We start from the raw sequence: 24,695 nt of genomic DNA, 5'->3' as shown, positions 1-24,695 counted from the left end.
CGCCCGGCGCGAGCGGAGCACGGTGACGCTCAGTTGACCGTCCAGGAGGAGGACGCCCGGGGAACGGCGGACGGGACGGGTTCGTAGACCGCGGGGCTCGCGTCGTCCGAGGCCGTCGGCGCGAGAGAGGCGGTGGTGGGCAGGACGGGGCTCTCCTCCAGGTGCTGCCCGATCGTGTCGGCCGGTCCGCCGCCCGGAGTGCCGGAGCCGGTGGACAGCTGCGACCACGCGGTCAGGGCGAGGGCGACCGCGGCGGCCGTGCCGAGCACCCGGCCGACCCGCCGGACCCGGGCACGGGCGTCCAGCGCACGCCAGGCCGGGCCGTGCCACGGATCCTCCGGGTGCCACGGCTCGCCGACCACGCCGGACGGACTGCCCGCGGGTGCGCCCGTGTCCGTGTTCGTGTCCGTGCCCTCCGGGGGCCGGGGGTGCCAACCGGGTGTCCGGTCCCGCGCGGCGGGTTCCCTGATGAGGGCGGAGGCGCGGATGGCGCGCTCGTCGTCCTCCAGGAACTGCCGCCAGACGTCCTCCGGCACGGACGGCGCACCGCCGGTCTGGTCCGGCTGGTCCGGCTGACCCGGCTGACCCGGCTGACCCGGCTGACCCGGCTGACCCGGCTGGTCGGGCTGGCCGGGCTGGTCGGGCTGATCCGGCGTCGCGCCGCTGCCCGGTCCGGAAGCGGTCATGGTCCCGCTCTTCCTCTCTTCTTCGGCCCGTACGGCGGCCGGGCGGGAGCGGGAGGGGAGCCCGCCGACGGTCGGTGTGCCGTCCTGTGCCGCAGCACCGTTTCGGTGTCACTCCTGGGCGCCGTACGGCAGGCGGCCGCAGACCGGCCCCCCGTCGGATCATTGCACAGTGCAAAAACGGATCGCCAGGGGCTCCGGCCGCTCTCTTCCGCCTGCCGCCGAACCCGGGGCCGGGTGGTCATGGCCGGCGGTCTCCGTCGGCCGCGACCAGCCGCACGAACGGGATGGCCCGTCCGGCCTCACGGAACGACGCCTCGCCGCCGTCCACCGCCAATCCCATGAACGCGCAAAGACGCCGGGCGGTTCCCGGATGCCGCCGGGCGTACTCCGCCATGATCCCGGCGCCCTCCTCGGCGGGCAGGAAGCGGGCGGTGACGGCGTGGTGGCGGTTGCCGAACTGGATGACCGTCTTGGGCTGCTGCCGGATGTTCCGGTACCAGTCCGTCTTCGGGCCGAAGCCGGAGGCGACCGTCCAACTCCGTCCGTGCGGCCCACCGGAGTCGTAGGCGACCACTTCGAGGACGACCCGGCGGTCCCGGCCGCTGATCCGGCCGGTGTGGTGCAGCAGGAGCAGCCGCTTGCCGAACAGGGGGCCGAGCCCCCCGCGGAAGAGGAGGATCGGCAGCCGCGCCGCGGTGCGCCGCAGGCCGACGGGCGGCCGGGGCCGACGGGGTGTCGTGTCCGTGCTTGCCATGCCCACCCTCCTGACTCGGGACTCCACCTCCACCTTTGCACAGGGAAAAGGTCGATGGGCAGTACCCGATGCTCCTTTCGCGCCGGTCCGGTCGCCGCGCGGCCCCGCTCGTCCCCGTTCCGCCTGCGGACCAGGTGAGTGAGCGGGGGCTCCGGCGCGGTAGAAAGGACACATGCCGGAGCGTGAGATGCCCGTCGGGGGCCTGGACGATGTCGACGCGGTCACCAAGGCCGTGCTGGCCGCATCGCGTCTGCTGGTGGCCGTCTCCGCGCGGTCGCTCGCCGAGGTGGAGGAGCGGGTGACGCTGCCCCAGTTCCGGATGCTGATGGTGCTCTCCACGAGAGGCGCGACCAAGCTCGTCGCGCTCGCCGACCACCTCCAGGTCGCCCCGTCGACGGCGATGCGCATGGTCGACCGGCTGATCTCGGCCGGGCTCGCAGACCGGCAGACCAACCCCGGCAACCGGCGCGAAACCCTGCTCCGGCTCACCGACGAGGGCCGGCGCACCGTCGCGAACGTCAGTGCCCGGCGCCGCGCCGAGGTCGCCGCGATCGTCGAACGGCTCGCGCCGGGCCAGCGGGCGGCGCTGGTGGAGGCGCTCACCGCCTTCAGCGAGGCGGGCGGCGAGCCCCTCGCCCCGGCACCGGACGACCCTCAGCCGCATCCGCTCGGCTGGGCCGCGGACGTCACCGCGGCCGGGGACGCCTGACAGCTCCGGCGGTCACGGGGCCGCCGGTGCGGGGGCGGGCGTCGGGGAGGCCGTGTTCACGTTCAGGTCGGGCCGCGGCTTGAGCACCAGCACCCGCTCGCCCGGCTGCGGCGGGGGCGGGGTGACCTTCTCCCTCGGCAGCTTCGCCGGGCCGGTCTGCTGGAAGGTGACCTGGTCGTACTCGACCAGCCCGGTCTTCTCCAGCACCGTGATGTGGTCCAGGACGGTGTCGTTGGCCAGGTCGGCCAGCTGGCGCACCAGCGTGTTCTTCGTGGTGGCCCGGATCTTGGCGATCGCCGGGAAGATCTGACCGTGGGTCACCCGCATGATGTTGACCGCCGACGAGTCGAACTCCCTGCCGCTCTTGGACTTCACCGTCGCCACGAAGTCCTCCTGCTGCGGGGAGGCCCGGTTGGGCAGCGTGATGCCCAGCTCGGGGGAGATCTCGCGGCACATCGCGTCCAGACCGGCGTGGCCGACGACCAGGTGCTCGCCGGCCGTCTTCATCGCCTTCGACGCACCGCGCTCCATCACGATCTCGCCCAGCGGGTACTCCCACAGCCCGGCGGCCCGCACCTTGACCACGAAGTCACGGTCGGCCTCGGTGAGCGGCCCGAACTTGGTGCTGGCGACGACCCGGTCCTGGTTTCCGTCGGCCTTGTCCAGACCGAGCATGGCCGGGAAGGCCAGCGCGGTGAGGGTCAGGGTCATCGCACCGAGCAGGACGACGACTCCGATCCTGCTGCGGGACAGGCGCATGATGCCTCCAGGGGCGATGCGAGCGACTCGCACTCGACGTACTCGACTCGTACTCGTTCGCCAGGAGGTACGGAAACGGCGGCCGGATCTATCACCGCTCCGGCACAATTCTCGCGGCCCGCCGACCGCGTCCGTCCGACCGCGTCCGTCCGACCGCGTCCGTCCGACCGCGTCCGTCCGGCCGTTTCCGGCCGGTGTCAGCCGAGGTCGGCCCCGTACACGCGATCCACCGTCATCGTGAGCAGCACACGGCGGTCGGACACCATCGTCATCCGGTACTCGTCCCAGTCCGGGTGCTCCCCGGCGGCGGCGCGGTAGTACTCCACCAGCGCCTCCACCTCCGGTCCTTGCGGGTCGACGCCCGGCCCGGTCAGGGTCGCGACGCCCTCGGCGGTGGCCCAGGACCTGCCGTCCGGGGCGGTCACCTCCAGAGTGGCCCGCGGGTCCCGGCGCAGGTTCGCCGTCTTGGCCAGTCCCTCGCGGGTGGAGACGCGGATGACGCCGGCCTCCGGGTCGTAGGCGGGCATGACGGGGGAGAGCTGCGGGCGGCCGTCCGACTTGATCGTCGCGAGCACGCCGAGCCGGCTCTCCGCCAGCAGGGTGCGGGGGTCGAAACGCGGAGTGGTGGTCATGGGCCGATCATCACCCCTCGCCCCGCGCGCTGTCCCGCGAACCGTCCGCCGAACGCCCCCGCCGGGCGCACGACCGAGTGCTCGGCAAACCCCGACCGAGTACTCAGGCGACCGAGGGCCCGCCCAGGTACCCGCCGTCGCGGTCGTAGGGCCAGGCGTTGGCGACACACCCCTTGAGGCCCTTGATCTGCTGCATCATCGCCGGGGCAGGCAGACCGGGGCCGGGGCAGGTCTCATGACCGTGGCCGATGCGGTGGCCGACCTCGTGGTTGACGATGAGCGCCCGGTAGTCGCCGATCGGGCCGTCGAACTCGGGTGAGCCCAGGACCCAGCGCTTGAGGTTCACCACGACGTCCGTGCCGACCGCGCAGTTCACCTCGCCCCGGGTGAGCAGGCCGTAGGCGCCGCAGATCTCGTCGACGGTGCCCGGCGTGGCGATCTTCACCACGAAGTCGTACGAGCCGGAGCCGACCAGCCGGAAGGAGTTGGTCCCGTCCGCGGTCCAGCCGCGGCGGTCGGCGAGCACGTCGGAAATCTCGGCCGCGGCGGCGCCCGGCCGGATGTCGATGCCCTCCTCGACCAGGACCTTGTACCGGCGTACGCGGCTGCCGGTGCCCACGGTCGCGCCGTCGGCCTCGGCGGTGACGAAGGTGCCGGGGCCGGTGGCGGGAATGGCGATGGTGGAGGGGGAGGACGAAGGCGAGGGGGAGGCCTTCGCCGACGACGGCGCGGAGGCGCTCGGCGCCCCGGACGGTGTCCCGCCGGTGGCGCCCGGTGCGGCCGTGCGCTCGGCGGCGTCCAGGGCGTCGGCGACATCGGCCACCTGGTCGTCCGTCGGCGGGGGCCGGGTGTCCCGCCAGTACGCGACGGCCGCGCCCGCCGCGAGCAGTACGGCCCCGAAGGTCAGCGCGGCCACGACGACGCGCGCGGGACCGCGGCGTTTCCGTCGCCGGGCACGGGACCTGCGCCCGGCGCCCTTCAACTCGGCTCCTCGGCTGGACCGGCGGGCTGTGGTTCGGCCCACGGCGTGCGTCCTCTCTGTGGGTCGGCGGGGTGCGCACGGTGGGTTCCTGTGTGCTTTTGTGCCCCCAAGATCAAAGCGGAAGGACGTGCGAAACCATCCCAGGACCCCAAGTGGGGCTTCTCACACGTGTGTTCGGCTCCGGCGGTACAACCCTTCGGCGTCCTGAAAGGTCCGCGAGCCACGGTCGTCCCGCACGTGCGCACACGTGCGTCGGGGTCGCCCGACGGAAAGTGGGCGACCCCGACGCGGTGGGGGAGACGAGGGGCCGTCAGCCGACGGTGGTCCGCTCCCAGCGGTAGAAGCAGCGCGCCATCGCGTCCTTCGGACCGCGCCAGGTCGCCGGGTCGTACGCCGAGACGTACGGTTCGAGCCGCTCGCTGACCTGGCGGAACTCCGGGTGCCCGGTCAGGCTGCCGATGGTGGGGGCCGGGTCCTCGTCGCTCTCGATGAGGTGCAGGTACACGCCGTCACCGAACTCGAAGAGACTGCGCCGGTTGACGCCCACCAGGTGCGGCAGCTCGCCGCTGTCGGACTCGGCGAACACCTTCGCGATGTCCGGCGCCGCGCCCGGTGCCATCCGGGCGACGATCAGGGTGTGGTGCATGGAGATGCCCTCCGTCGGTGTCGTTCGGTTCGGCGGTGCCGTTCGCCGGTGTCGTCCGGTCGCCGACGCCGTTCGGTTCGCGGTGTCAGTCGGCGAGCACCGAGGCGGTCCGCCGCTCGCCCGCTGCCTGCTCGATCCGGTCCCGGATCAGGGCCATCTGCGTACGCGAGTTGCGGTTGATGTTGTCCGTCATCCAGGCGTCGTCCACGGGCGCGTCCGGCTTCATCGCGAAGTCCTGGATCCAGCGCATCCGCGTGCCGTCGGCGGTCTCGGCGTACTCCCAGACGATGTTCATGTACTGGAAGGGACCGGTCTCCACCCGGTGGGCGCGCACGGTGCGGGTCGTCGGGTCGGCGACGCGCTCGGAGACCCAGCTCCACACCTTGCCGTCCGCGTCCGGGTGCATGGTGAGCCGGAACGTGACGCGGTCTCCGTCGCGCTCGAGCACGTCCACGGAGGCGTACTCGCTGAACAGCCGGGGCCAGTCGTCGATGTCGTTGGTCATGTCCCAGACCAGCTCCATCGGCGCGGCGATGGTGATCTCGTTGTCGGTGCGGCCTGCCATGTCACACTCCCGTCTTCAGGGCGCCGTTGATCAGCGCGAGGAAATCCGCGGGCGTCTTGCAGCGCTCGGCCTGCTCCGGCAGGCCCAGCCCGTACCGCTTCTCCAGCTCGGCCACGATGCCCAGCAGGCCGAGGGAGTCCAGGCCGAAGGTGTCGAAGCCGTCGTCGGCCTGCTGCCGGAGGGCGACCGGGTCGACGTGCACGCCGGCGGTGCGCTTCATCAGCGCGGCCAGCTCCTCGATGGTCACCTGGCAGTCCAGTTGGTCGGTCATGGGTGTCCTCCTTGACTCGGGTAGGCGCTCGCCCGGAAGCGGCGCTCGGTCGGGTTCGGCGTTGGTCGGGTCGGTCATCGGTCCGCGGACGGTGCGGCGTCGCCCTGCCGCAGGACGAGCGCCGAGTTGGAGCCCATGAGCCCGCGGCCGAGGATCAGGGCCGTGCGCGGCTCGGCGGGGCGGGCCCGGCCGGCCACCACGTCCAGGTCGTGGCACACGTCGACCACGTGCGGGGTGGGTGGGATCAGCCCGTGCTCCATGGCCAGCACCGCCGTCGCCACGTCCAGCACCGGCGCCGCGCAGTACGCCCGTCCGGTGCCGGTCTTGGGCGCGGTGACCGGCACGCGCCGCGCGTGCGGGCCGAGCGCGTCGGCGATGGCCAGAGCCTCGGCCCGGTCGGCCTCCGGGACGCCGAGGGCGTCCGCGAACACCACGTCGACCTCCTCGGGCCGGCAACCGGCCTCGGCCAGCGCGCCCTCGATCGCGTGGGCCAGCCCCTGCCGGGACTCCGCCCAGCGGGACGGGCCGGTGAAGGTCGCCGCGTGCCCGGCCACCGTGGCCCGCACCTCCGCGCCGCGGTCCCGGGCCGCCTCCGCCTCCTCCACCACGAGTACGGCACCGCCCTCGGCCGGCGCGAACCCGCAGGCCGCGCCGGTGAACGGGCGGTAGGCGCGGTCGGCTTCGGTGGCCCGGCTCAGCTCCGGGTAGCCCAGCTGGCAGACGATCGAGTACGGGGCGAGCGGCGCCTCCGTCGCGCCGCAGACCACCGTGTCGGTGCCGTTCCGTACGGACAGCGCGGCGTGCGCCAGGGCGTCCAGGCCGCCCGCCTCGTCGGCGGCCACGACCCCGCAGGGGCCCTTGAAGTCGTTGCGGATGGAGATCTGGCCGGTGCTGGCCGCGTAGAACCAGGCGATCGACTGGTACGGGCCGACATACCTGGACCCCTGGCCCCACAGGTTCTGCAGCTCCCGCTGCCCGAACTCGCCGCCACCCGACCCCGCGGCGGTGACCACGCCGACCGAGAACGGAGACTCGATGTCGGCGCGGCCGAAACGCGCGTCGTCCAGAGCCAGTTGGGTGGCGGTCAGGGCGAAGTGCGTGAACCGGTCGGTCTGGACGAGGTAACGCCCCTCGACCGTCTCGGCCGCGTCGAAGCCGCGCACCTCGCCCGCGATCCGCAGCGGCATGTCCTCGCAGCCCTCCCGGGTGACGGGACCGAGGCTGCTGGTGCCGTCCGCGACCGCTTTCCAGAACGCCTCGACCCCGATCCCGTGCGGGGAGACCACGCCCAGTCCGGTGACGACGGCACGCCTGCTTCCGTCCTGTTGACGGCGCCTGGCCCGTTGTGGTCCGGTCATCGCAGCCCTCCTTCGGAACCGCTCAGTACGACGGCGGACTGGAAGCCGCCGAAGCCGCTGCCCACCGACAGCACGTGCCGCAGCGTCCGCTCCCGTGCCTCGCGCGGCACGTAGTCCAGGTCGCACTCGGGGTCGGGGGTCGTGTAGTTGGCCGTGGGCGGCACCACTTGGTGGGCCATTGCCAGCACGCACGCGGCCAGCTCTATCGAGCCGATCGCACCGAGCGAGTGGCCGACCATGGACTTGATCGAGCTCATCGGTGTCGCGTAGGCGTGCTCGCCCAGCGAGCGTTTGACGGCCGCGGTCTCGTGCCGGTCGTTCTGCTGGGTGCCGGAGCCGTGGGCGTTCACGTAGTCGATGCCGGACCCGTCCAGCTCCGCCATGTCGAGCGCGGTGTCGATGGCCCGCGCCATCTCCAGGCCCTCCTTGGTGAGCCCGGTCATGTGGTACGCGTTGCCGAACGTGGCGTAGCCGGAGATCTCGCAGTACACGTCCGCGCCACGGGCCCGGGCGTGTTCCAGGTCCTCCAGCACCAGCACCGCGGCGCCCTCGCCCATGACGAAGCCGTTGCGGTCGGCGTCGAAGGGGCGGGAGGCGTGTGCGGGGTCGTCGTTGTTGGGCGAGGTCGCCTTGATCGCGTCGAAGCAGGCCATGGTGATCGGCGATATCGGCGAGTCCGCCGCGCCCGCCAGGCACACGTCGACGCGTCCCTCGGCGACCGCGTGGTAGGCGTACCCCACCGCGTCCAGGCCGGACGTGCACCCGGTGGACACCGTCTGCACCGGCCCGTGCACGCCGAACTCCTCGGCCACGGCGGACGACAGCGTCGCCGGGGTGAAGGCGCGCTCCAGGTGCGGCTGGGCCCGCCGGTCGTCCACGTCCCACCGCGAGCCGCGCTCGCTGACGAGGACGTAGTCGTGCTCCAGCCGGGTGGTGCCGCCGACCGCCGTGCCGAGCGTGGCGCCGGCCCGCCAGGGGTTCTCCCGCGCCATGTCGAGGTTCGCGTCCCGCACCGCCTCGGCGGCGGCGACGAGCGCGAACTGCACGTACCGGTCGCACCGCTGGACGGTGGCGAGGTCCAGCCCGTGCTCGGACGGGTCGAAGTCGCACTCGGCGGCGATCTGCGAACGCAGCCCGGCCGGGTCGAACAGGGATATGCGGCGCGTCGCCGTACGGCCGTCGGACAGCAGGCCCCAGAACTGGGGCACGCCGATCCCGCCCGGGGCGACGACGCCTATGCCCGTGACGGCCACCCGACGCCGGGTCATGACACCGCCTCGGCCGCGGTGGCGGGACGCTCGTGCCCGGCGCATCCCGCGTGGTCTTGGTCCCGCTCGTGCGGGAGGGCGTTGCCCGCCGCGTCCTCGGTGTCGACGTGGCCGAGCTCCGGCCGCGGGGCCAGCGGCCCCAGGTGGAAGACGAGGCGCGCCTCGACGTCACCGACGTTGCGGAAACGGTGGCGCACGTCCTGCGGGATCAGCAGTCCCTGCCCGGTGGCGAGGGAGTGTGGCACCCCGTCCAGGTCCACCTCCAGCCCGCCCTCGGTGACGTACACGAACTCCTCGGAGTACGGGTGGTAGTGCTCGGCGATGCGGTCGCCGGGCTGCACGATGGCCACGCCCATGAAGCCACTGGTCGCCCCGGCGGTGGTGGGCGTGAGAAGGGCGCGGAGGTCTCCGCCACGGCGGCGGTTCGGCGCGATGTCGCCGAGGGAGACGATGCGTACCTGCTGGTCTGTCATGTCGTTCACTCCGGGCTCACTGGAGGTGGTGGGGGAGGTCGGGGCGGTCGGGGAGTGCCGCGCGGTCCGGCGGGCGCGCCGTCGGGCCCGGCCGGCCGCGTGGTGCGGCCGCGTGGTTTCGGGTGTGTGGTTCGGACGCGTGCTCGGCCCCTCGGTCCGGCCCCGTGGCCTCGGGCCGTGTGGTCGGGCCGTGTGGTCGGGCCGAGTCATCGGGTCGGGTGGTTCGGCCGGGTGGTTCGACCGTGTGGCTCAGGTGGCGGGCGAACGCCGGTCGGTCAGCGGAGTCATACGGGCCCGTGCGAGCAGCTGCGACAGCGTGCGGGTCTCCGTCAGGGGCCCGTCGATGCCGAGGGCGGCCGTGTCCAGCAGCCGCTCGGCCACGGCGACCCCGGCGCCTCCCGTCGCCCCGGGCCCGTCGGCCGGCCCGTGCAGCCCCAGGACGAACGCGAGCGCGTCGTCCGGGTCGCCGTCCATGTCGACGAGCCGTACGACCAGGTTGTCCCGGTGGAACACGGTGGCGGAGAGGACCGGGTTGTCCGGTACGTGCGCCGCGGCCGCGTCCTGGCGGGCCAGCAGCCGGGCCAGTTCCGGACCGGCGCCGGGGCGGACCGGGTAGAGCAGCGCGACGCGTTGCGGGCGACGCGCGTCCGCCTCATCGCCGGACGCCACATGGTGGACGGCCGGCATGGCCGCCCGGGTGAAGAAGCGCCGGGCGTCCCGGGGGTCGCGGAGGTCCCGCGCCTGCTCCAGATACGGGTTGAGGGCCTCCTCGACGGCCCGCACCGCGGGCTGCCGGGCGACGTGGCGCAGGGCGGTCTGCAGGTCGCCCTGCACCTCCACGGCTCGTACGACCCGGTTGCCGTGCAGGAAGACCGAGGTGCGGAGCAGCCGGCCGGAGTCGTCGACGCGGGCGTCCGGCGGCGCGTAGCCGGCCAGCAGCCGGGCGACCTCCTCCTCACTGCCGGACCGCACGGTGAAGGTCAGGGCGTGCCGTACGACATTGCTCCCGATCCGGGGAGCGGTCAGAAGCGGCTCACCGGCCGCGGCGGACGGGGTCTGTTCGCCGGCGGTCTCCCGAAGGACGCTGTAGCGCAGGGAGTGGGTGTCGCGGACGTAGTCCTGCAGCGGCTCGACGGTCTCCAGGTGCTCTTCGCTGTTGACCCAGGCCAAAAAGGGTTCCGCGCTCTCCCACTCACTGGTGAGGAGCCACTGGGTGGGATTGTCCACCGACTGGCACAGCTGGTCGCTCACGTGTCCCGGGACGGCGGCGACCCGGTCGCGGATGCCGTCGTAGGCGTCCAGGAACTCCTGCTGCATTCCGTCGTGGATGTCCAGCATCAGGACGACCCGCACGCGGGATCCGTCGAACGCGGATACCGATACGCCGACCGCGCTCGCGGTCGACGCCGCCGTGGCGTCTGTGGTCATGGCATCTGCCGACACGGTATCCGTCGCTACGACGGGAGAGACCGTCATCCGGCCCACCTCTTCTCCGGGAACTTCCTCGCGGACTGGGGCGACCGTCGCGGCGTGCGCCATTGCTCCGGCGTGGTGCGGCGGTCGCAGTAAGCACGATCGTGAGCCGTGCCCGCGGGGACCGCGAACCAGGAGGGGTAAGCGGGTGAAGCCTGAGCCGCCGCGGGCCGCAGGGGGCATGCATGAAGACCCCCGGCGCACACCCGCCGCGGGGCGAGACACGCGACGACGGTCCGACGTACGGAGCGCGCACGTCCGTCACCACCGAGGACGACGTACGTCACGACGAAGGGCCACGTCCGTCACAACGGAGGACGACGTCCGTCACGACACCGGACGAACGTCCGTCACAACGGAGGACGAACAATGAACGAAAGAGCCGATCGGTCCGGCGGAGCCGCCCCCGGGGGCGGGGCCCACCGCGTCCCGGTCCTCGTCGTCGGCGGATCCCTCGTGGGCCTGTCGACCTCGGTCTTCCTGGGGCGGCTGGGCATCCGGCACACCCTGGTGGAGCGCCACGCCGGCACCTCCATCCACCCCCGCGGGCGCGGCAACAACGTCCGCACGATGGAGCTCTTCCGCGTGTCCGGCACCGAGCCGGACATCAGGAAGGCCGCCGCCACCCTGGCCGAGAACCACGGCATCTTCCAGACACCCACCCTGGTCGGCGACGCGGGGGAGTGGCTGTTCAAGGAGATGGACGCGGGGGGCGGACTGGCCCGCTTCAGCCCCAGCTCCTGGTGCCTGTGCTCCCAGAACGACCTGGAGCCTGAACTCCTCACCCACGCCACGAACCTCGGCGGCGACCTGCGCTTCGGCACGGAACTGCTGTCGTTCGAGTCCGACGCCGAGGGCGTCACCGCGATCGTGAAGAGCCGGGAGACCGGCGAGCACACCACCATCCGCGCGGACTACATGGTCGCGGCCGACGGCCCCCGCAGCCCCGTCCGCGAGCAGCTCGGCATCGGTCAGAGCGGCCCGGGCGACCTCTTCCACAACGTCAGCATCACCTTCCGCTCCCGCCGCCTCGCCGATGTCGTCGGCGACCGCCGCTTCATCGTCTGCTACCTGACCAGCGAGGACGCGGACGGCGCCCTCCTGCCGGTCGACAACCGCGAGAACTGGGTCTTCCACGCCCCCTGGCACCCCGAACAGGGCGAGACCCTCGAGGACTTCACCGACCAGCGCTGCGCCGACCACATCCGCCGCGCGATCGGCGACCCCGGCCTCGACGTCGAGATCACCGGCAAGGCCCCCTGGCACGCCGCCCAGCGCGTCGCCCGCAGCTACCGCTCCGGCCGCGTCCTCCTGGCCGGCGACTCGGCCCACGAGATGTCCCCCACCGGCGCCTTCGGCTCGAACACCGGCATCCAGGACGCCCACAACCTCGCCTGGAAACTCGCCGCGGTCCTGGAGGGCTGGGCGGGCGACGGTCTCCTGGACACGTACGACGCGGAACGCCGCCCGGTCGCGGAGGCCACCAGCGCCCGAGCCGCGGGCCGCTCGGTGGAACACAGCCACCCGGGCTTCGCACCACCGCCGGGGATGGGGGGCGCGGGGCCGGCGGGCGGCCCTCCGGCGGGTGGTCCCCCGGCGGGTGGTCCCGGCGGTGGTCCTGCGGGTGGTCCCCCGGCGGGCGGTTCTGGCGGTGGTCCGGCGGGCGGTCCCCCTGCGGGCGGTCCTGGCGGTGGTCCGGCGGGCGGTCCGGGCGGTCCCCCTGCGGGTGGTCCCGGCGGTGGCCCTGCGGGCGGCCCAGGGGGCGGCAACGCGGGCGGCCCCACGGGCGGGCCAGGCGGCGGCCCCGGTGGAGGCCCGCAGCGCGGCATCCTCAACGTCGCCCTCGGCTACCGCTACCCCCAGGGCGCGGTGGTCGGCGCCGACCCGGGAACGCCGGTCGTCCCGGAGGGCCTGGACCTCACCGGCGCCCCCGGCAGCAGGGCCCCCCACCTCTGGCTCCGCCGCAGCGACGACAGCGGCGCCCGCATCTCCACCCTGGACCTCTACGAGGACTCCCTGGTCCTGCTCAGCGACGCGGCACAGCCCACCGGTTGGCACGAGGCGGCGACGCACCTGGCGGCCGACATGCGGGTCCCGCTGAAGTCGTACCGCGTGGGCGGAACACCGGAGGCCGACCTGACCCCGGACGACGACGCCACCGACTGGGCCAAGGCCCACGGAGTGACCCGCGGCGGCGCGGTCCTCGTCCGCCCCGACGGTTTCGTGGCATGGCGCTCCCCGGGCCCGGCCCCGGACCCGGAGTCGATGCTGCGCCAAGTCGTGGGGACGGTCCTGGCCCGGACGTGACCTGACAGCCCGGCCCGCCCCACCCCGAACGTGGACCACTCCCCGGTCACCTGCCGGCGTCCCGCTGGAAGATCAGCCGGGGAGCAGTCCCCGTTACATGTTGTTCGGGAGGGGCGGGCATGGTGGACAGGCGGTCACGGCGTGGTGCTGGGCGGAGGAGGCCTGACCGCCTACGCGTGGCAGATCGGCGCACTGGCGGGCCTGGCTGACGCCGGCGTGGACCTGACGGGCACCGACGTCCTCGCCGGCACGTCGGCGGGCGCACTGCCGGCGCTGGACCTGGCGGGCGGATCGGCCCCGGCCGACCTGGACGCGGAACAGGCCGAGCGCAGACAGCCCATGCCGGACGTGGACTTCACCTTCGCGACGACGGCCAATTGCCTGTGAGCCGCGCTGGGTTCACGCGACGAACGAACTCATGACGGAGCGTGAGTGTCCGGCGACGAGTGGCTTGTGCCTGGTCGACGCACGCCGTCAGACCCTGATCACTGTGCTGCGTCCGCCGCACAGCGCTGTGACGTCCTCAGGGTCGGAGGTGAGGATCGTGACCGGGCCGGGCGCCATGAGGGCGGTGGCGCTGAGCATGGCGTCGATGGCGTACTTGTGGCCGTGGAGGCCGGTGTCGGCGAGGAGGGTGGCGGCGTGCCGAGCGATCGACTCGGTGACCGGTTCCACGACGAGGCGGGAAAGGGTCCACTCCAGCGCTGGGCGGTTGATCCGGGGATGGATCACTTCCACGAGAGTGGCCGCCGAAGTGATCACGCGCAGGTCATCGGCGCGGGCCAGGGCGAGCCAGCCGGTCACCGCGCGGTCGCGCCGGGCAGCCTTGGCCAGCCCTTCGCTGTCGAGGACCAGAGTGCCGCCGGGTACGGCGGGTGAACGGGTCACGCTGCGTGCGCTCCGCCCTGCGTCTGCTGCTCGCGTGCCTGGTGGAGCTGGTCCCGCAGGGACTGGATCTCTCCTTCTGTGATGGGGCCGTGCTCGGCCTCGGCCACCTGGATCAGTTCATTGAGGTTGTCCCGTTCGATCTGGCGGGCGACGGCCGCGGCCACATAGGCGGAAAGCCCCGAGTGACCGCTGCGGGCCTTGGCGGCTTCGGCGATGTCGCGCGGCATGGTGATCGAGTACTTACCGGTAGGCTCACTCATGCTACAAATCCTACCTCTTGTAATCCCACGTCGGGTTGATGCACTCTGCCCGTGCCGGCCTTGCTGCTGCTAGTGATGCGTCGACCTCGGGAGAGGCGGTGACCATGCGGAGACTCCGCAGGCAACGGGATGGGATGGGATGGGATGGCACGGTTGCGGCCGCTGAGACACAAGGGCGCAAGCGCATGACGTTCGTGACGCGGTGTGGCAGGCGGCCGATCGGCACGAGCTCCCCGCCGACGCCTTCCCGACATAAGCCGGCGGATCACAGAGAGAAGCGTCAGGCAGAGGTCCCGGGTGGTCGTCCGCCCCGTACGGCAGCCCGGAACCTGCTCCGCGCGGGCACCAGGTGTCAGCGGATACCGGCGCGTGCCAGGCCGTTGGGGGAGCGGAGGCGGGGACGCTTCCACCGTGCCGGGGTGTGACCCATCAGGGGCAACGGCCCGCGCCTCCGTCTGACATGGCCTGCAGCCGATGGGTGAACCTGGAGGTCGGAGAACTCCTGACCTCGAAGCGCGCGATGCGCGTGGAGCTCATGCCCCGCGAGCCTGCGTGTCACGGGATCGGACACGCCGGAGTTCGCGGGCCCGACGTGGTGAATGGCCCAGGGCAGGGTGGTATCGCCGAGGTAGGCGACAGTCAGCTGGGCCGTGTGCGTTCCAGTATGCGCAAAAAGGCCCTGACCGGCGTTACCACTGGTCAGGGCCTTGATTTCCGGTGCCCCCGGCAGGATTCGAACCTGCGCACACGGCTCCGGAGGCCGTTGCTCTATCCCCTGAGCTACGGGGGCGTGTCGGTCGCGTTCGGTGTTGCTCGCGGCGACGGGTAGAACACTACCAGCTCGCCCGGAGTGGTCATGAACGGGTTTTCGCGGGTCGCGCCGCCCGCCGGGGCGTCAGTCGAGGGGGCGTTGTCCCCCGCACGGGGTGGAAGTGGGGAAAACCCGGACGCGGTGGCCGGTCCGGACCTACTCTCGAGTTGTGCCTAGGGCGTCTGGCCGGGTTCTTGTTGTGGACGACAACAAGGTCATCCGGCAGTTGATCAGGGTCAATCTCGAGCTGGAGGGCTTCGAGGTCGTGACCGCGGCCGATGGTGTCGAGTGTCTTGATGTCGTCCATCAGGTGCGGCCCGACGCCGTCACGCTGGACGTGGTCATGCCCCGGCTGGACGGGATCAGGACCGCCGTGCGGCTGCGCGCCGATCCGCGCACGCGGGACCTTCCGCTCGCCATCGTCAGTGCCTGTACGCAGTACGAGGTCGAGGCCGGGTTCGACGCCGGGGTCGACGCCTTCCTCTCCAAACCCTTCGAACCGGCCGAGCTCGTCGGGCTCGTACGGCAGTTGGTCGAGTGGAGGGGCCGCGGAGTCGGTGCGGGGAGTGAGGGGGCGGGGTCCTCCTCGGCTTCTCGTCGCGGCGTCCTCGGCTTCCCCGGGGAGAGTGAATCGCCCGCTCAGGCCTAGTTGCCTCTGGGGGCGGTGCCAGACGCGTCCTCACGAGTGGTCCGCCGGCCGCGTACCTGCGGTTCCCGTCCACATCCCGGGACTGCCACAAACCGGTTCGCCTACCCACCCCCCTCCTCCCATACGCTTGACCCGTGACCCCCGTAGAGCTCTCCCGCACCGTGCTGCACGCGGTGCGGCGCGCTGTCGACGCGGGTGAGCTGAACGTGACCGTCCCGGCGCGGGCCGTGGTCGCTCCGCCGGGGCCCGGAGGGTGCGGGGACTACGCCACCAGCATCGCCCTCCAGCTCGCCCGGCCGGCCGGGCAGCCGTCCCGCCGGGTCGCCGAGGTGCTGCGGCCGTACCTCGTGGCCGCCGACGGCGTCACGGACGTCGTCCTCACCGGGCCGGGGTTCCTCAACATCAGCCTCCACGGCACCGCGCCCGCCGACCTGGTCGCGGAGATCCTGCGGCACGGGCCCCGGTACGGGTACGGGTACGGGTACGGGCAGGGGCGTGCCGACGGCAGCGGCGGGGCAAGCGGCCGCATCGTGCGGCTGCACTGCCCCCACGAGCTCCGTGCCGTCGTCGTCGCCGAGGCCGCTGCCCGCATCCTGCGCTCCCAGGGGGCCCTCGTCCGCACCAGCTGCACCGCCCCGCCCGAGCCCGAGTGGACCGCCATCCTCGGCGTGCGTGTCGACGCGGCCGGTCCGGCGTCCGCGGCTCCGCCGGTCAACGTCCGGCCCGTCCCCGCCCCCGCCGACCCGCTCCGCCTCGGTCGTGACGCCGGTCGCTGGGCCCTGCTCCACCCCGCCGCCCACGACCGGCCCCGGATCGGCGACGAGCACCTCGTCCAGCGTGAGGGCAATCCGCTCTTCCGCGTGCGGTACGCCCACGCCCGCACCCGCGCCCTCTCCCGCAACGCCGCCGACCTCGGCTTCGCCGCCGAACCCGGTCCCGTCTCCGGCACGGCGCAGGAGCTCCTCGTCGCCCTCGCCGACCACCCGCGCGTCCTCGCCGCCGCGGCGGAGCACCGCGCCCCCGACCGGCTCGCCCGGCACCTCGTCACCGTCGGCGACGCCGCGCTGCCCTTCCTGCCCACGGTGCTGCCGCGTGGCGGGGAGAAACCCTCGGCCGCCCACCGTGCCCGGCTGGCCCTCGCCGAAGCCGTCGGGGCGGTGCTGGCCGGCGGCCTGTCCCTTCTCGGTATCGACGCACCCGACCACCTCTGAGAGAGCACAGAAGACGCCATGAGCCGTTCCGCACACCCCGCCGGGCCCCGTCACGCCGACGTCCTCACCGAGGGGCACTACTCCGCACCGCCCGCCGACCTCAACGCCCTCGACCCCAAGGTCTGGGCCCAGACCGTCGAGCGGGACGCCGACGGAGTCGTCACCGTCGGCGGGATGGCCGTCACACGGCTCGCCGAGGAGTACGGCACCCCCGCGTACGTACTCGACGAGGCCGACTTCCGGGCCCGGGCGCGGGCCTGGCGTACCGCCTTCGGGACGGATGCCGACGTCTTCTACGCGGGCAAGGCCTTCCTGTCGCGCGCGGTCGTGCGGTGGCTGGACGAGGAGGGGCTGAACCTCGACGTGTGCTCGGGCGGTGAGCTGGCCACCGCGCTCTCCGCCGGGATGCCCGCCGACCGCATCGCCTTCCACGGCAACAACAAGTCGCCGGAGGAGATCGAGCGGGCCGTGCGCGCCGGGGTCGGGCGGATCGTGCTCGACTCGTTCCAGGAGATCGTGCGGGTTGCCCACATCGCCCAGTCCCTCGGGGTCCGGCAGCGGGTGCAGATCCGGATCACGGTGGGCGTCGAGGCGCACACGCACGAGTTCATCGCCACGGCCCACGAGGACCAGAAGTTCGGGATCCCGCTGGCCGGCGGGCAGGCGGCGGAAGCCGTGCGGCGGGCGCTCCAGCTGGACGGGCTCGAGGTGATCGGGATCCACTCGCACATCGGGTCGCAGATCTTCGACATGTCCGGCTTCGAGGTCGCCGCCCACCGGGTGGTCGGGCTGCTCAAGGACATCCGCGACGAGCACGGGGTCGAGCTGCCCGAGATCGACCTCGGCGGCGGGCTCGGGATCGCGTACACGAGTGACGACGACCCCCGTGAGCCGCACGAGATCGCCAAGGCGCTGACCGAGATCGTGACGCGGGAGTGCGAGGGCGCGCGGCTGCGTACGCCTCGTATCTCCGTCGAGCCCGGGCGCGCCATCGTCGGGCCCACCGCCTTCACGCTCTACGAGGTCGGCACCGTCAAGCCCCTCGACGGGCTGCGTACGTACGTCTCCGTCGACGGCGGCATGTCCGACAACATCCGCACCGCGCTGTACGACGCCGAGTACAGCGTCGCCCTCGTCTCCCGCGCCTCCGACGCCGAGTCCATGCTCGTGCGGGTCGTCGGCAAGCACTGCGAGAGCGGGGACATCGTGGTCAAGGACGCCTTCCTGCCGGGCGACCTGGCGCCCGGTGACCTCATCGCCGTACCGGCGACGGGGGCGTACTGCCGTTCCATGGCCAGCAACTACAACCACGTGCTGCGTCCGCCCGTCGTCGCCGTACGGGACGGCGAGGCGCGGATCATCGTGCGGCGGGAGACCGAGGAGGATCTGCTGCGTCTCGACGTCGGATGAGGGCGCGGCCGGGACCGGGTGGCGGTCCCCCGCGGGGGACGCAAGATCTTTCGTCCTCCGCCCCTGCGAAAATGAAATAAACGTCTCACGATCCGGACGAAAGGCAGAAAATCCCGTCCGGTGCGTGAGACTGGTCCAACCGTAGACGGTATGAGGAAACGAGGTCGGATGATGCGTACGCGTCCGCTGAAGGTGGCGCTGCTGGGCTGTGGAGTGGTCGGCTCAGAGGTGGCGCGCATCATGACGACGCACGCCGACGACCTCGCCGCCCGGATCGGGGCCCCGGTGGAGCTCGCGGGCGTGGCCGTACGGCGGCCCGACCGGGTGCGGGAGGGCATCGCCCCCGACCTCGTCACCACCGACGCCACCGCCCTGGTCAAACGCGGGGACATCGACGTCGTGGTCGAGGTCATCGGCGGGATCGAGCCCGCCCGGACCCTCATCACCACCGCCTTCGAGCACGGCGCATCCGTCGTCTCCGCCAACAAGGCCCTTCTCGCCCAGGACGGTGCCGCGCTGCACGCCGCGGCGGACGCCAATGGCAAGGACCTGTACTACGAGGCCGCCGTCGCCGGTGCCATCCCGCTGATCCGGCCGCTGCGCGAGTCCCTCGCCGGCGACAAGGTCAACCGGGTGCTCGGCATCGTCAACGGGACGACCAACTTCATCCTCGACGCCATGGACACCACCGGCGCCGGGTACCAGGAGGCGCTCGACGAGGCCACCGCCCTCGGGTACGCGGAGGCCGACCCGACCGCCGACGTCGAGGGCTTCGACGCCGCCGCCAAGGCCGCCATCCTCGCCGGGATCGCCTTCCACACGCGCGTGCGCCTCGACGACGTCTACCGCGAGGGCATGACCGAGGTCACCGCCGCCGACTTCGCCTCCGCCAAGGAGATGAACTGCACCATCAAGCTCCTCGCCATCTGCGAGCGGGCGGCGGACGGGGCGTCGGTCACCGCGCGCGTGCACCCCGCGATGATCCCGCTCAGCCACCCGCTGGCGAACGTGCGCGGGGCCTACAACGCCGTCTTCGTCGAGTCCGACGCCGCCGGGCAGCTCATGTTCTACGGGCCCGGCGCCGGCGGCTCGCCGACCGCGTCCGCCGTGCTCGGCGACCTCGTGGCCGTCTGCCGCAACCGGATCGGCGGCGCGACCGGACCCGGCGAGTCCGCGTACGCGGCGCTTCCCGTCTCCCCGATGGGCGACGTCGTCACGCGGTACCACATCAGCCTCGACGTGGCCGACAAACCGGGCGTGCTCGCCCAGGTCGCGACCGTGTTCGCGGAGCACGGTGTCTCCATCGACACCGTGCGGCAGTCCGGCAAGGACGGCGAGGCCTCCCTCGTCGTCGTCACCCACCGTGCGTCCGACGCCGCCCTCGGCGGTACGGTCGAGGCGCTGCGCAAGCTCGACACCGTGCGGGGTGTCGCCAGCATCATGCGGGTTGAAGGAGAGTAACCAGCAATGACCCACCAGTGGCGCGGAATCATCGAGGAGTACCGGGACAGGTTGCCCGTCTCCGACAGCACGCCCGTCGTGACGCTCCGCGAGGGCGGCACGCCGCTCGTGCCCGCGCAGGTGCTCTCCGAGCGCACGGGCTGCGAGGTCCACCTCAAGGTGGAAGGTGCCAACCCGACCGGGTCCTTCAAGGACCGCGGCATGACCATGGCCATCAGCAAGGCCAAGGAGGAGGGTGCGCAGGCCGTCATCTGCGCGTCCACCGGCAACACGTCCGCCTCCGCCGCCGCGTACGGGGTGCGGGCCGGGATGGTCTCCGCCGTCCTCGTGCCGCAGGGCAAGATCGCGCTCGGCAAGATGGGCCAGGCCCTCGTGCACGGCGCGAAGATCCTCCAGGTCGACGGCAACTTCGACGACTGCCTCACGCTCGCCCGCGCGCTGAGCGACAACTACCCCGTGGCGCTGGTCAATTCGGTCAACCCAGTGCGCATCGAGGGGCAGAAGACGGCCGCCTTCGAGATCGTGGACATGCTCGGCGACGCCCCCGACATCCACGTCCTGCCGGTGGGCAACGCGGGCAACATCACCGCGTACTGGAAGGGGTACCGGGAGTACGCCGCCGACGGGGTGAGCACGAAGGCGCCGCGCATGTGGGGGTTCCAGGCCTCCGGCAGCGCCCCGATCGTGCGCGGCGAGGTCGTCAAGGACCCGTCGACCATCGCCACCGCCATCCGCATCGGCAACCCCGCCTCGTGGGACTTCGCGCTCGCCGCGCGGGATGAGTCCGGCGGCGCCATCGATGAGGTGACGGACCGTGAGATCCTGCGCGCCTACCGGCTGTTGGCTTCCCAGGAGGGCGTCTTCGTGGAGCCCGCGTCCGCCGCGTCGGTGGCCGGTCTGCTGAAGGCCGCCGAGCAGGGCAAGGTCGACCCGGGGCAGCGGATCGTGTGCACCGTCACCGGCAACGGGCTGAAGGACCCGGACTGGGCCGTCGCCGGTGCCCCGCAGCCGGTCACCGTCCCGGTCGACGCGGCGACGGCGGCCGAGCGGCTCGGACTGATCTGAGAGCCCGGTCCGTGCCGGGCCCGGGAAGGCCCGTGCCGGGCCCGGAAACGCGCCCAGCGTAAGAAGAGGGCGTAAGAGGCGCCCAGCCGGGAAAGTCACCTTTGGGAGGGTGCACAGGGGGCTTACGACACGCATCGTGCGCCTCCTGTGCGCCCTATGTCGCCACAGAACCTTCCTTCGATAGGCTGTACCGAACCCGCCCGCCGCATATGCCGCGGTGCCGCGCCGTCTCCACGGTCGGGAAGCGGCCGGGAGCCGTCGGCCGTTGGGTAGGCAGCGGTCGGTCGCCCGGCAGCCAGTGGCGAACCCGAGGTTCCGTACGTCATCGAATGTCATTCGACAGTCACGCAGCTCAAGGAGAGTCATCAAGCGATGGCCGGTCCAGCGTTCCGCGCCGCCGCCGTCCGGGTGCGCGTCCCCGCCACCAGCGCCAACCTCGGTCCGGGCTTCGACGCCCTCGGGCTCGCGCTGGGTTTGTACGACGACGTGGTCGTCCGGGTGGCCGACTCAGGGCTGCACATCGACATCGCGGGTGAGGGCAGCGAGACGCTGCCGCGCGACGAGAAGCACCTCCTCGTCCGCTCCCTGCGTACCGCCTTCGACCTCCTGGGTGGTCAGCCCCGCGGCCTGGAGATCGTCTGCGCCAACCGCATCCCGCACGGCCGTGGCCTCGGCTCCTCCTCCGCCGCCATCTGCGCCGGCATCGTGGCCGCGCGCGCGGTGACCATAGGCGGCGAGGCCCGCCTCGACGACGCCGCGCTGCTCGATCTCGCCACCGAGATCGAGGGTCACCCCGACAACGTGGCGGCCTGTCTGCTGGGCGGTTTCACCCTGTCCTGGATGGATTCCGGCGCCGCCCGGGCGATCAGGATGGAGCCCGCCGATTCCATCGTTCCGGTGGTTTTCGTGCCCGGAAAGCCGGTACTGACGGAGACCGCGCGCGGTCTGCTCCCGCGCAGCGTCCCGCACGTCGACGCCGCCACCAACGCCGGCCGCGCCGCGCTGCTCGTCGAGGCGATCACCAGGCGCCCCGAGCTGCTGCTGCCGGCCACCGAGGACCGCCTGCACCAGGAGTACCGCGCCCCGGCCATGCCGGAGAGCGCGGCACTGGTGGAGCGGCTGCGCGGCGACGGCATCCCCGCGGTGATCTCGGGTGCCGGGCCCACGGTGATGGCACTGGCCGACGCCGACACGGCCGACAAGGTCGAGGCGCTGGCCGGGACGGAATGGGCGGCCAACCGGCTCAGCCTGGACCAGCAGGGCGCGAGCGTCCTGCCCCTGGCAACCTCCAGCGACATTTAGACGCGCACGGTTGCCGGATTTCGAGAGGGGGAATGTTTGTTGGATCCGGTAGTGTTAACCTCAAGTCTGCACCCGACCCCACCATGGCGAGGTGCCTCGTGTCCCCCTCCGGGACAGACATTCTTCCGGGAGCCCCCCAAGCCGCATTGTGCAGTGGATGCCGTACGTGATCAGTACGGCCGACACGGACACTGAGCGGCCCGCCGGGCACGTTTCGGAGCCGGTGCGACCACGCCGCATGACACAGACACTGGGTGCCACGGCTAGGGGAAGCGCCATCACCAGATATCTCTTCCGCCGTTCAGGCGGACCACCGCCCCGGCTCGGTTCGCACAGCAAGGACCGATGCCGGACAGCACAACCGGTCGCCGAGCCAGACAGGCCGACGTCCGCTCCAGGGAAGGACCCTTCGTGAGCGACACCACCGATCTGATGGGCGCACGTGTCGAGGAGACCGCTGCCGCGCCCTCCACGGACGCCTCCGCGCCTGCCACCGGTGCCGGCTCCCGGCGGCGCCGCGGTACCGGCCTCGAGGGCATGGTGCTGGCCGAGCTGCAGCAGGTCGCATCCGGCCTCGGCATCAGGGGCACCGCGCGGATGCGCAAGAGCCAGCTGATCGAGGTCATCAAGGAAGCGCAGGCCGCGGGGGGAGCCCCCGCCAAGGCCGCGCCCGCCGCGGACGCCGCCGGCGAGACCAAGCCGAAGCGCCGCAGTACCTCCCGGTCCCGTACGGGTGACGAGGCCCCCGCCGAGAAGGCGGAGAAGGCCCGCAAGGCCGAGAAGAAGGCGGACAGGACGGCCGCCGACAAGGCCGCCGCCCAGCAGCAGATCGACATCCCCGGCCAGCCGTCCCCCAAGGTCTCGCCCTCGGCCGACCAGGCCGGCGCCCCCGCCGACGACGCCCCCTCCGAGCGCCGTCGTCGCCGGGCCACCGCCGACGCGGGCAGCCCGTCCGCCGCCACCGAGACGGTGGCCGTCGAGACGAAGAGCGAGCCGAAGGCCGACTCCTCCGCCCAGCAGCAGTCGCAGGGCCACCAGCAGGGCCAGGGCGACGCCCGCTCCGACGGTGAGGGCGGCGAGGGCCGCCGCCGCGACCGCCGGGACCGCGGCGACCGCGACCGCGACCGTGGTGACCGCGACCGCGGTGACCGCGGACGTGACCGTGGTGACCGCGACCGCCGCAACAAGGGCGACGACCAGCAGAACCAGGGCGGCGGTCAGCGCCGTCAGCAGGGCGGCGGCCAGGACCGTCAGCAGCAGCGGGCCGACGAGGACGGGGACGACTTCGAGGGCGGCCGTCGCGGCCGTCGCGGCCGCTACCGGGACCGCCGTGGCCGCCGTGGGCGCGACGACATCCAGCAGGAGCCGCAGATCAACGAGGACGACGTCCTCATCCCGGTCGCCGGCATCCTCGACATCCTCGACAACTACGCGTTCATCCGGACCTCCGGCTACCTGCCCGGCCCGAACGACGTATACGTCTCCCTCGCCCAGGTCCGCAAGAACGGCCTGCGCAAGGGCGACCACCTCACCGGTGCCGTGCGCCAGCCCAAGGAGGGCGAGCGCCGCGAGAAGTTCAACGCGCTGGTGCGCCTGGACTCCCAGAACGGCATGGCGCCCGAATCCGGGCGCGGGCGGCCGGAGTTCAACAAGCTCACGCCGCTGTACCCGCAGGACCGCCTCCGCCTGGAGACGGACCCCGGCGTCCTCACCACCCGCATCATCGACCTCGTCGCGCCCATCGGTAAGGGTCAGCGCGGTCTGATCGTGGCCCCGCCGAAGACCGGCAAGACCATGATCATGCAGGCGATCGCCAACGCGATCACGCACAACAACCCCGAGTGCCACCTGATGGTCGTCCTGGTCGACGAGCGTCCGGAAGAGGTCACCGACATGCAGCGGTCGGTGAAGGGCGAGGTCATCTCCTCGACCTTCGACCGTCCGGCGGAGGACCACACCACGGTCGCCGAGCTCGCCATCGAGCGCGCCAAGCGCCTGGTGGAGCTGGGCCACGACGTGGTCGTCCTGCTCGACTCGATCACGCGTCTGGGCCGTGCGTACAACCTCGCCGCCCCGGCCTCCGGCCGCATCCTGTCCGGTGGTGTCGACTCGACCGCCCTGTACCCGCCGAAGCGCTTCTTCGGTGCGGCCCGCAACATCGAGGACGGCGGCTCGCTGACCATCCTCGCCACCGCCCTGGTGGACACCGGGTCCCGCATGGACGAGGTCATCTTCGAGGAGTTCAAGGGCACCGGCAACGCCGAGCTCAAGCTCGACCGGAAGCTCGCCGACAAGCGCATCTTCCCGGCGGTGGACGTCGACGCGTCCGGCACCCGCAAGGAAGAGATCCTGCTCGGCAGCGACGAGCTCGCCATCACCTGGAAGCTGCGCCGGGTGCTGCACGCGCTCGACCAGCAGCAGGCGATCGAGCTGCTCCTCGACAAGATGAAGCAGACCAAGTCGAACGCGGAGTTCCTGCTGCAGATCCAGAAGACGACTCCGACGCCCGGCAACGGCGACTGAGGCGCAGCCGCCCCACTCCGGCGCGGTCCGAAGTCCCGCCCCGTCACACAGGTGACGGGGCGGGACTTCTGCCTTGTAGGATCAGCGCACTGCAGTGGGGGGGAACGTATTTTCGGGTACGCCCACGGGCGATTCGCGCTGCCTGCACGGGCCTGCGCCTGCCGGGCTCTTCCGGGCCTGCGCCTGCCGGGCTCCTCTCTCCTGCGAGCAATCACTTCGACAGGAGACCTGA

The 24,695-nt window shown here is 72.4% G+C and carries 24 protein-coding genes and 1 tRNA gene; 10 read left to right on the top strand and 15 right to left on the bottom strand.

The features are described 5' to 3' along the window. Positions 1-29 precede the first annotated feature (29 nt). Positions 30-686, bottom strand: a complete 657-nt coding sequence (locus ACIQ1J_RS20205) for a hypothetical protein (protein WP_403558381.1) — start codon at positions 684-686, stop codon at positions 30-32. Positions 687-924: 238 nt separating this feature from the next. Continuing rightward, complete coding sequence (locus ACIQ1J_RS20200) at positions 925-1,440, bottom strand: nitroreductase family deazaflavin-dependent oxidoreductase (protein WP_403558379.1); 516 nt, start codon at positions 1,438-1,440, stop codon at positions 925-927. Between the two features lie 172 nt (positions 1,441-1,612). Between ACIQ1J_RS20200 and ACIQ1J_RS20195 the strand changes: the two genes are divergently transcribed. Next, entirely contained in the window at positions 1,613-2,149 is a 537-nt protein-coding gene (locus tag ACIQ1J_RS20195; RefSeq protein ID WP_403558377.1) for a MarR family winged helix-turn-helix transcriptional regulator, read from the top strand. Positions 2,150-2,161: 12 nt separating this feature from the next. On the opposite strand, the gene ACIQ1J_RS20190 is transcribed toward ACIQ1J_RS20195, so the two are convergent. From ACIQ1J_RS20190 to ACIQ1J_RS20145, 10 genes are all read right to left on the bottom strand, one after another. Continuing rightward, positions 2,162-2,908: a DUF4142 domain-containing protein gene (locus ACIQ1J_RS20190; protein WP_403558375.1), complete on the bottom strand. Its 747-nt coding sequence runs from the start codon at positions 2,906-2,908 to the stop codon at positions 2,162-2,164. A gap of 197 nt (positions 2,909-3,105) precedes the next feature. Next, positions 3,106-3,540, bottom strand: a complete 435-nt coding sequence (locus tag ACIQ1J_RS20185) for a PPOX class F420-dependent oxidoreductase (protein ID WP_403558373.1) — start codon at positions 3,538-3,540, stop codon at positions 3,106-3,108. Positions 3,541-3,643: 103 nt separating this feature from the next. Continuing rightward, complete coding sequence (locus tag ACIQ1J_RS20180; RefSeq protein WP_403558371.1) at positions 3,644-4,564, bottom strand: DUF3152 domain-containing protein; 921 nt, start codon at positions 4,562-4,564, stop codon at positions 3,644-3,646. A 268-nt stretch (positions 4,565-4,832) separates the two neighbouring features. After that, the gene (locus ACIQ1J_RS20175; RefSeq protein WP_210960474.1) at positions 4,833-5,168 is read right to left on the bottom strand and encodes a TcmI family type II polyketide cyclase; all 336 of its coding nucleotides are present in this window, start codon (positions 5,166-5,168) and stop codon (positions 4,833-4,835) included. Between the two features lie 85 nt (positions 5,169-5,253). Continuing rightward, a complete protein-coding gene (locus ACIQ1J_RS20170; RefSeq protein ID WP_210960473.1) occupies positions 5,254-5,733 on the bottom strand; it encodes an SRPBCC family protein in 480 nt (159 codons plus the stop codon). A 1-nt stretch (position 5,734) separates the two neighbouring features. Next, complete coding sequence (locus tag ACIQ1J_RS20165) at positions 5,735-6,004, bottom strand: acyl carrier protein (protein ID WP_403558368.1); 270 nt, start codon at positions 6,002-6,004, stop codon at positions 5,735-5,737. A gap of 74 nt (positions 6,005-6,078) precedes the next feature. Beyond that, entirely contained in the window at positions 6,079-7,362 is a 1,284-nt protein-coding gene (locus ACIQ1J_RS20160; protein ID WP_403558366.1) for a ketosynthase chain-length factor, read from the bottom strand. Next, complete coding sequence (locus ACIQ1J_RS20155) at positions 7,359-8,630, bottom strand: beta-ketoacyl-[acyl-carrier-protein] synthase family protein (RefSeq protein ID WP_403558364.1); 1,272 nt, start codon at positions 8,628-8,630, stop codon at positions 7,359-7,361. Before ACIQ1J_RS20155 ends, ACIQ1J_RS20160 begins: the two co-directional genes overlap by 4 nt. Next, positions 8,627-9,103 carry a cupin domain-containing protein gene (locus ACIQ1J_RS20150; RefSeq protein ID WP_403558362.1) on the bottom strand — a complete coding sequence of 159 codons (477 nt, stop codon included), beginning with the start codon at positions 9,101-9,103 and terminating at the stop codon, positions 8,627-8,629. The genes ACIQ1J_RS20155 and ACIQ1J_RS20150 overlap by 4 nt, the downstream gene beginning before the upstream one ends. A gap of 249 nt (positions 9,104-9,352) precedes the next feature. Continuing rightward, positions 9,353-10,579, bottom strand: a complete 1,227-nt coding sequence (locus ACIQ1J_RS20145) for a SchA/CurD-like domain-containing protein (RefSeq protein WP_403558360.1) — start codon at positions 10,577-10,579, stop codon at positions 9,353-9,355. Between the two features lie 366 nt (positions 10,580-10,945). Between ACIQ1J_RS20145 and ACIQ1J_RS20140 the strand changes: the two genes are divergently transcribed. Together ACIQ1J_RS20140 and ACIQ1J_RS20135 are read left to right on the top strand one after the other, a co-directional pair. Next, positions 10,946-12,883: an FAD-dependent oxidoreductase gene (locus ACIQ1J_RS20140; protein WP_403558358.1), complete on the top strand. Its 1,938-nt coding sequence runs from the start codon at positions 10,946-10,948 to the stop codon at positions 12,881-12,883. Between the two features lie 141 nt (positions 12,884-13,024). Continuing rightward, positions 13,025-13,270, top strand: coding sequence for a patatin-like phospholipase family protein (locus ACIQ1J_RS20135; protein ID WP_403558356.1), 246 nt, complete (start codon positions 13,025-13,027; stop codon positions 13,268-13,270). A gap of 87 nt (positions 13,271-13,357) precedes the next feature. Here ACIQ1J_RS20135 and ACIQ1J_RS20130 read toward each other — a convergent pair whose 3' ends face one another. The 3 genes from ACIQ1J_RS20130 to ACIQ1J_RS20120 form a co-directional block, all read right to left on the bottom strand. Beyond that, entirely contained in the window at positions 13,358-13,771 is a 414-nt protein-coding gene (locus ACIQ1J_RS20130; RefSeq protein WP_403558354.1) for a DNA-binding protein, read from the bottom strand. Beyond that, positions 13,768-14,031, bottom strand: a complete 264-nt coding sequence (locus ACIQ1J_RS20125; RefSeq protein WP_403558352.1) for a CopG family transcriptional regulator — start codon at positions 14,029-14,031, stop codon at positions 13,768-13,770. The genes ACIQ1J_RS20130 and ACIQ1J_RS20125 overlap by 4 nt, the downstream gene beginning before the upstream one ends. A 718-nt stretch (positions 14,032-14,749) precedes the next feature. After that, positions 14,750-14,821 (bottom strand) — tRNA-Arg (locus ACIQ1J_RS20120). 190 nt (positions 14,822-15,011) lie between these two features. Here ACIQ1J_RS20120 and ACIQ1J_RS20115 point away from each other — a divergent pair. The 7 genes from ACIQ1J_RS20115 to rho all read left to right on the top strand — a co-directional run bounded on the left by ACIQ1J_RS20115 (position 15,012) and on the right by rho (position 24,463). Beyond that, complete coding sequence (locus ACIQ1J_RS20115) at positions 15,012-15,491, top strand: response regulator (protein ID WP_403558350.1); 480 nt, start codon at positions 15,012-15,014, stop codon at positions 15,489-15,491. Between the two features lie 134 nt (positions 15,492-15,625). Beyond that, positions 15,626-16,702, top strand: coding sequence for an ArgS-related anticodon-binding protein NrtL (gene nrtL / locus ACIQ1J_RS20110; RefSeq protein ID WP_403558348.1), 1,077 nt, complete (start codon positions 15,626-15,628; stop codon positions 16,700-16,702). 18 nt (positions 16,703-16,720) lie between these two features. Next, a complete protein-coding gene (lysA, locus tag ACIQ1J_RS20105; RefSeq protein WP_403558346.1) occupies positions 16,721-18,112 on the top strand; it encodes a diaminopimelate decarboxylase in 1,392 nt (463 codons plus the stop codon). A 168-nt stretch (positions 18,113-18,280) separates the two neighbouring features. Next, positions 18,281-19,573 (top strand): homoserine dehydrogenase, encoded by a 1,293-nt coding sequence (locus tag ACIQ1J_RS20100; protein ID WP_403558344.1) that lies wholly within the window; start codon positions 18,281-18,283, stop codon positions 19,571-19,573. A 6-nt stretch (positions 19,574-19,579) separates the two neighbouring features. Continuing rightward, the gene (gene thrC, locus ACIQ1J_RS20095) at positions 19,580-20,638 is read left to right on the top strand and encodes a threonine synthase (RefSeq protein WP_121749205.1); all 1,059 of its coding nucleotides are present in this window, start codon (positions 19,580-19,582) and stop codon (positions 20,636-20,638) included. A 372-nt stretch (positions 20,639-21,010) separates the two neighbouring features. After that, positions 21,011-21,940, top strand: coding sequence for a homoserine kinase (thrB, locus tag ACIQ1J_RS20090; RefSeq protein WP_403558342.1), 930 nt, complete (start codon positions 21,011-21,013; stop codon positions 21,938-21,940). Positions 21,941-22,351: 411 nt separating this feature from the next. Continuing rightward, positions 22,352-24,463 (top strand): transcription termination factor Rho, encoded by a 2,112-nt coding sequence (gene rho, locus ACIQ1J_RS20085; RefSeq protein WP_403558340.1) that lies wholly within the window; start codon positions 22,352-22,354, stop codon positions 24,461-24,463. The last annotated feature ends 232 nt before the right edge of the window (positions 24,464-24,695 follow it).

Origin of the sequence: Streptomyces sp. NPDC097107, assembly GCF_044762405.1 — a bacterium.
GTDB lineage: Bacteria > Actinomycetota > Actinomycetes > Streptomycetales > Streptomycetaceae > Streptomyces > Streptomyces thinghirensis.
Note: the sequence above shows the minus strand (reverse complement) of the source record. Positions and strands in the feature narration are given on the sequence as shown.

Bases quoted from the DNA above. Each gene is read 5' to 3' on its own strand.
- ACIQ1J_RS20185 (WP_403558373.1), bottom strand. From the start codon at position 3,540: ATGACCACCACTCCGCGTTTCGACCCCCGCACCCTGCTGGCGGAGAGC.
- ACIQ1J_RS20125 (WP_403558352.1), bottom strand. From the start codon at position 14,031: ATGAGTGAGCCTACCGGTAAGTACTCGATCACCATGCCGCGCGACATC.
- lysA (WP_403558346.1), top strand. From the start codon at position 16,721: ATGAGCCGTTCCGCACACCCCGCCGGGCCCCGTCACGCCGACGTCCTC.
- ACIQ1J_RS20150 (WP_403558362.1), bottom strand. From the start codon at position 9,103: ATGACAGACCAGCAGGTACGCATCGTCTCCCTCGGCGACATCGCGCCG.
- ACIQ1J_RS20175 (WP_210960474.1), bottom strand. From the start codon at position 5,168: ATGCACCACACCCTGATCGTCGCCCGGATGGCACCGGGCGCGGCGCCG.
- ACIQ1J_RS20140 (WP_403558358.1), top strand. From the start codon at position 10,946: ATGAACGAAAGAGCCGATCGGTCCGGCGGAGCCGCCCCCGGGGGCGGG.
- ACIQ1J_RS20195 (WP_403558377.1), top strand. From the start codon at position 1,613: ATGCCGGAGCGTGAGATGCCCGTCGGGGGCCTGGACGATGTCGACGCG.
- ACIQ1J_RS20145 (WP_403558360.1), bottom strand. From the start codon at position 10,579: ATGACGGTCTCTCCCGTCGTAGCGACGGATACCGTGTCGGCAGATGCC.
- thrB (WP_403558342.1), top strand. From the start codon at position 21,011: ATGGCCGGTCCAGCGTTCCGCGCCGCCGCCGTCCGGGTGCGCGTCCCC.
- ACIQ1J_RS20165 (WP_403558368.1), bottom strand. From the start codon at position 6,004: ATGACCGACCAACTGGACTGCCAGGTGACCATCGAGGAGCTGGCCGCG.
- ACIQ1J_RS20190 (WP_403558375.1), bottom strand. From the start codon at position 2,908: ATGCGCCTGTCCCGCAGCAGGATCGGAGTCGTCGTCCTGCTCGGTGCG.
- ACIQ1J_RS20100 (WP_403558344.1), top strand. From the start codon at position 18,281: ATGATGCGTACGCGTCCGCTGAAGGTGGCGCTGCTGGGCTGTGGAGTG.
- ACIQ1J_RS20160 (WP_403558366.1), bottom strand. From the start codon at position 7,362: ATGACCGGACCACAACGGGCCAGGCGCCGTCAACAGGACGGAAGCAGG.
- ACIQ1J_RS20205 (WP_403558381.1), bottom strand. From the start codon at position 686: ATGACCGCTTCCGGACCGGGCAGCGGCGCGACGCCGGATCAGCCCGAC.
- thrC (WP_121749205.1), top strand. From the start codon at position 19,580: ATGACCCACCAGTGGCGCGGAATCATCGAGGAGTACCGGGACAGGTTG.
- ACIQ1J_RS20200 (WP_403558379.1), bottom strand. From the start codon at position 1,440: ATGGCAAGCACGGACACGACACCCCGTCGGCCCCGGCCGCCCGTCGGC.
- ACIQ1J_RS20155 (WP_403558364.1), bottom strand. From the start codon at position 8,630: ATGACCCGGCGTCGGGTGGCCGTCACGGGCATAGGCGTCGTCGCCCCG.
- ACIQ1J_RS20170 (WP_210960473.1), bottom strand. From the start codon at position 5,733: ATGGCAGGCCGCACCGACAACGAGATCACCATCGCCGCGCCGATGGAG.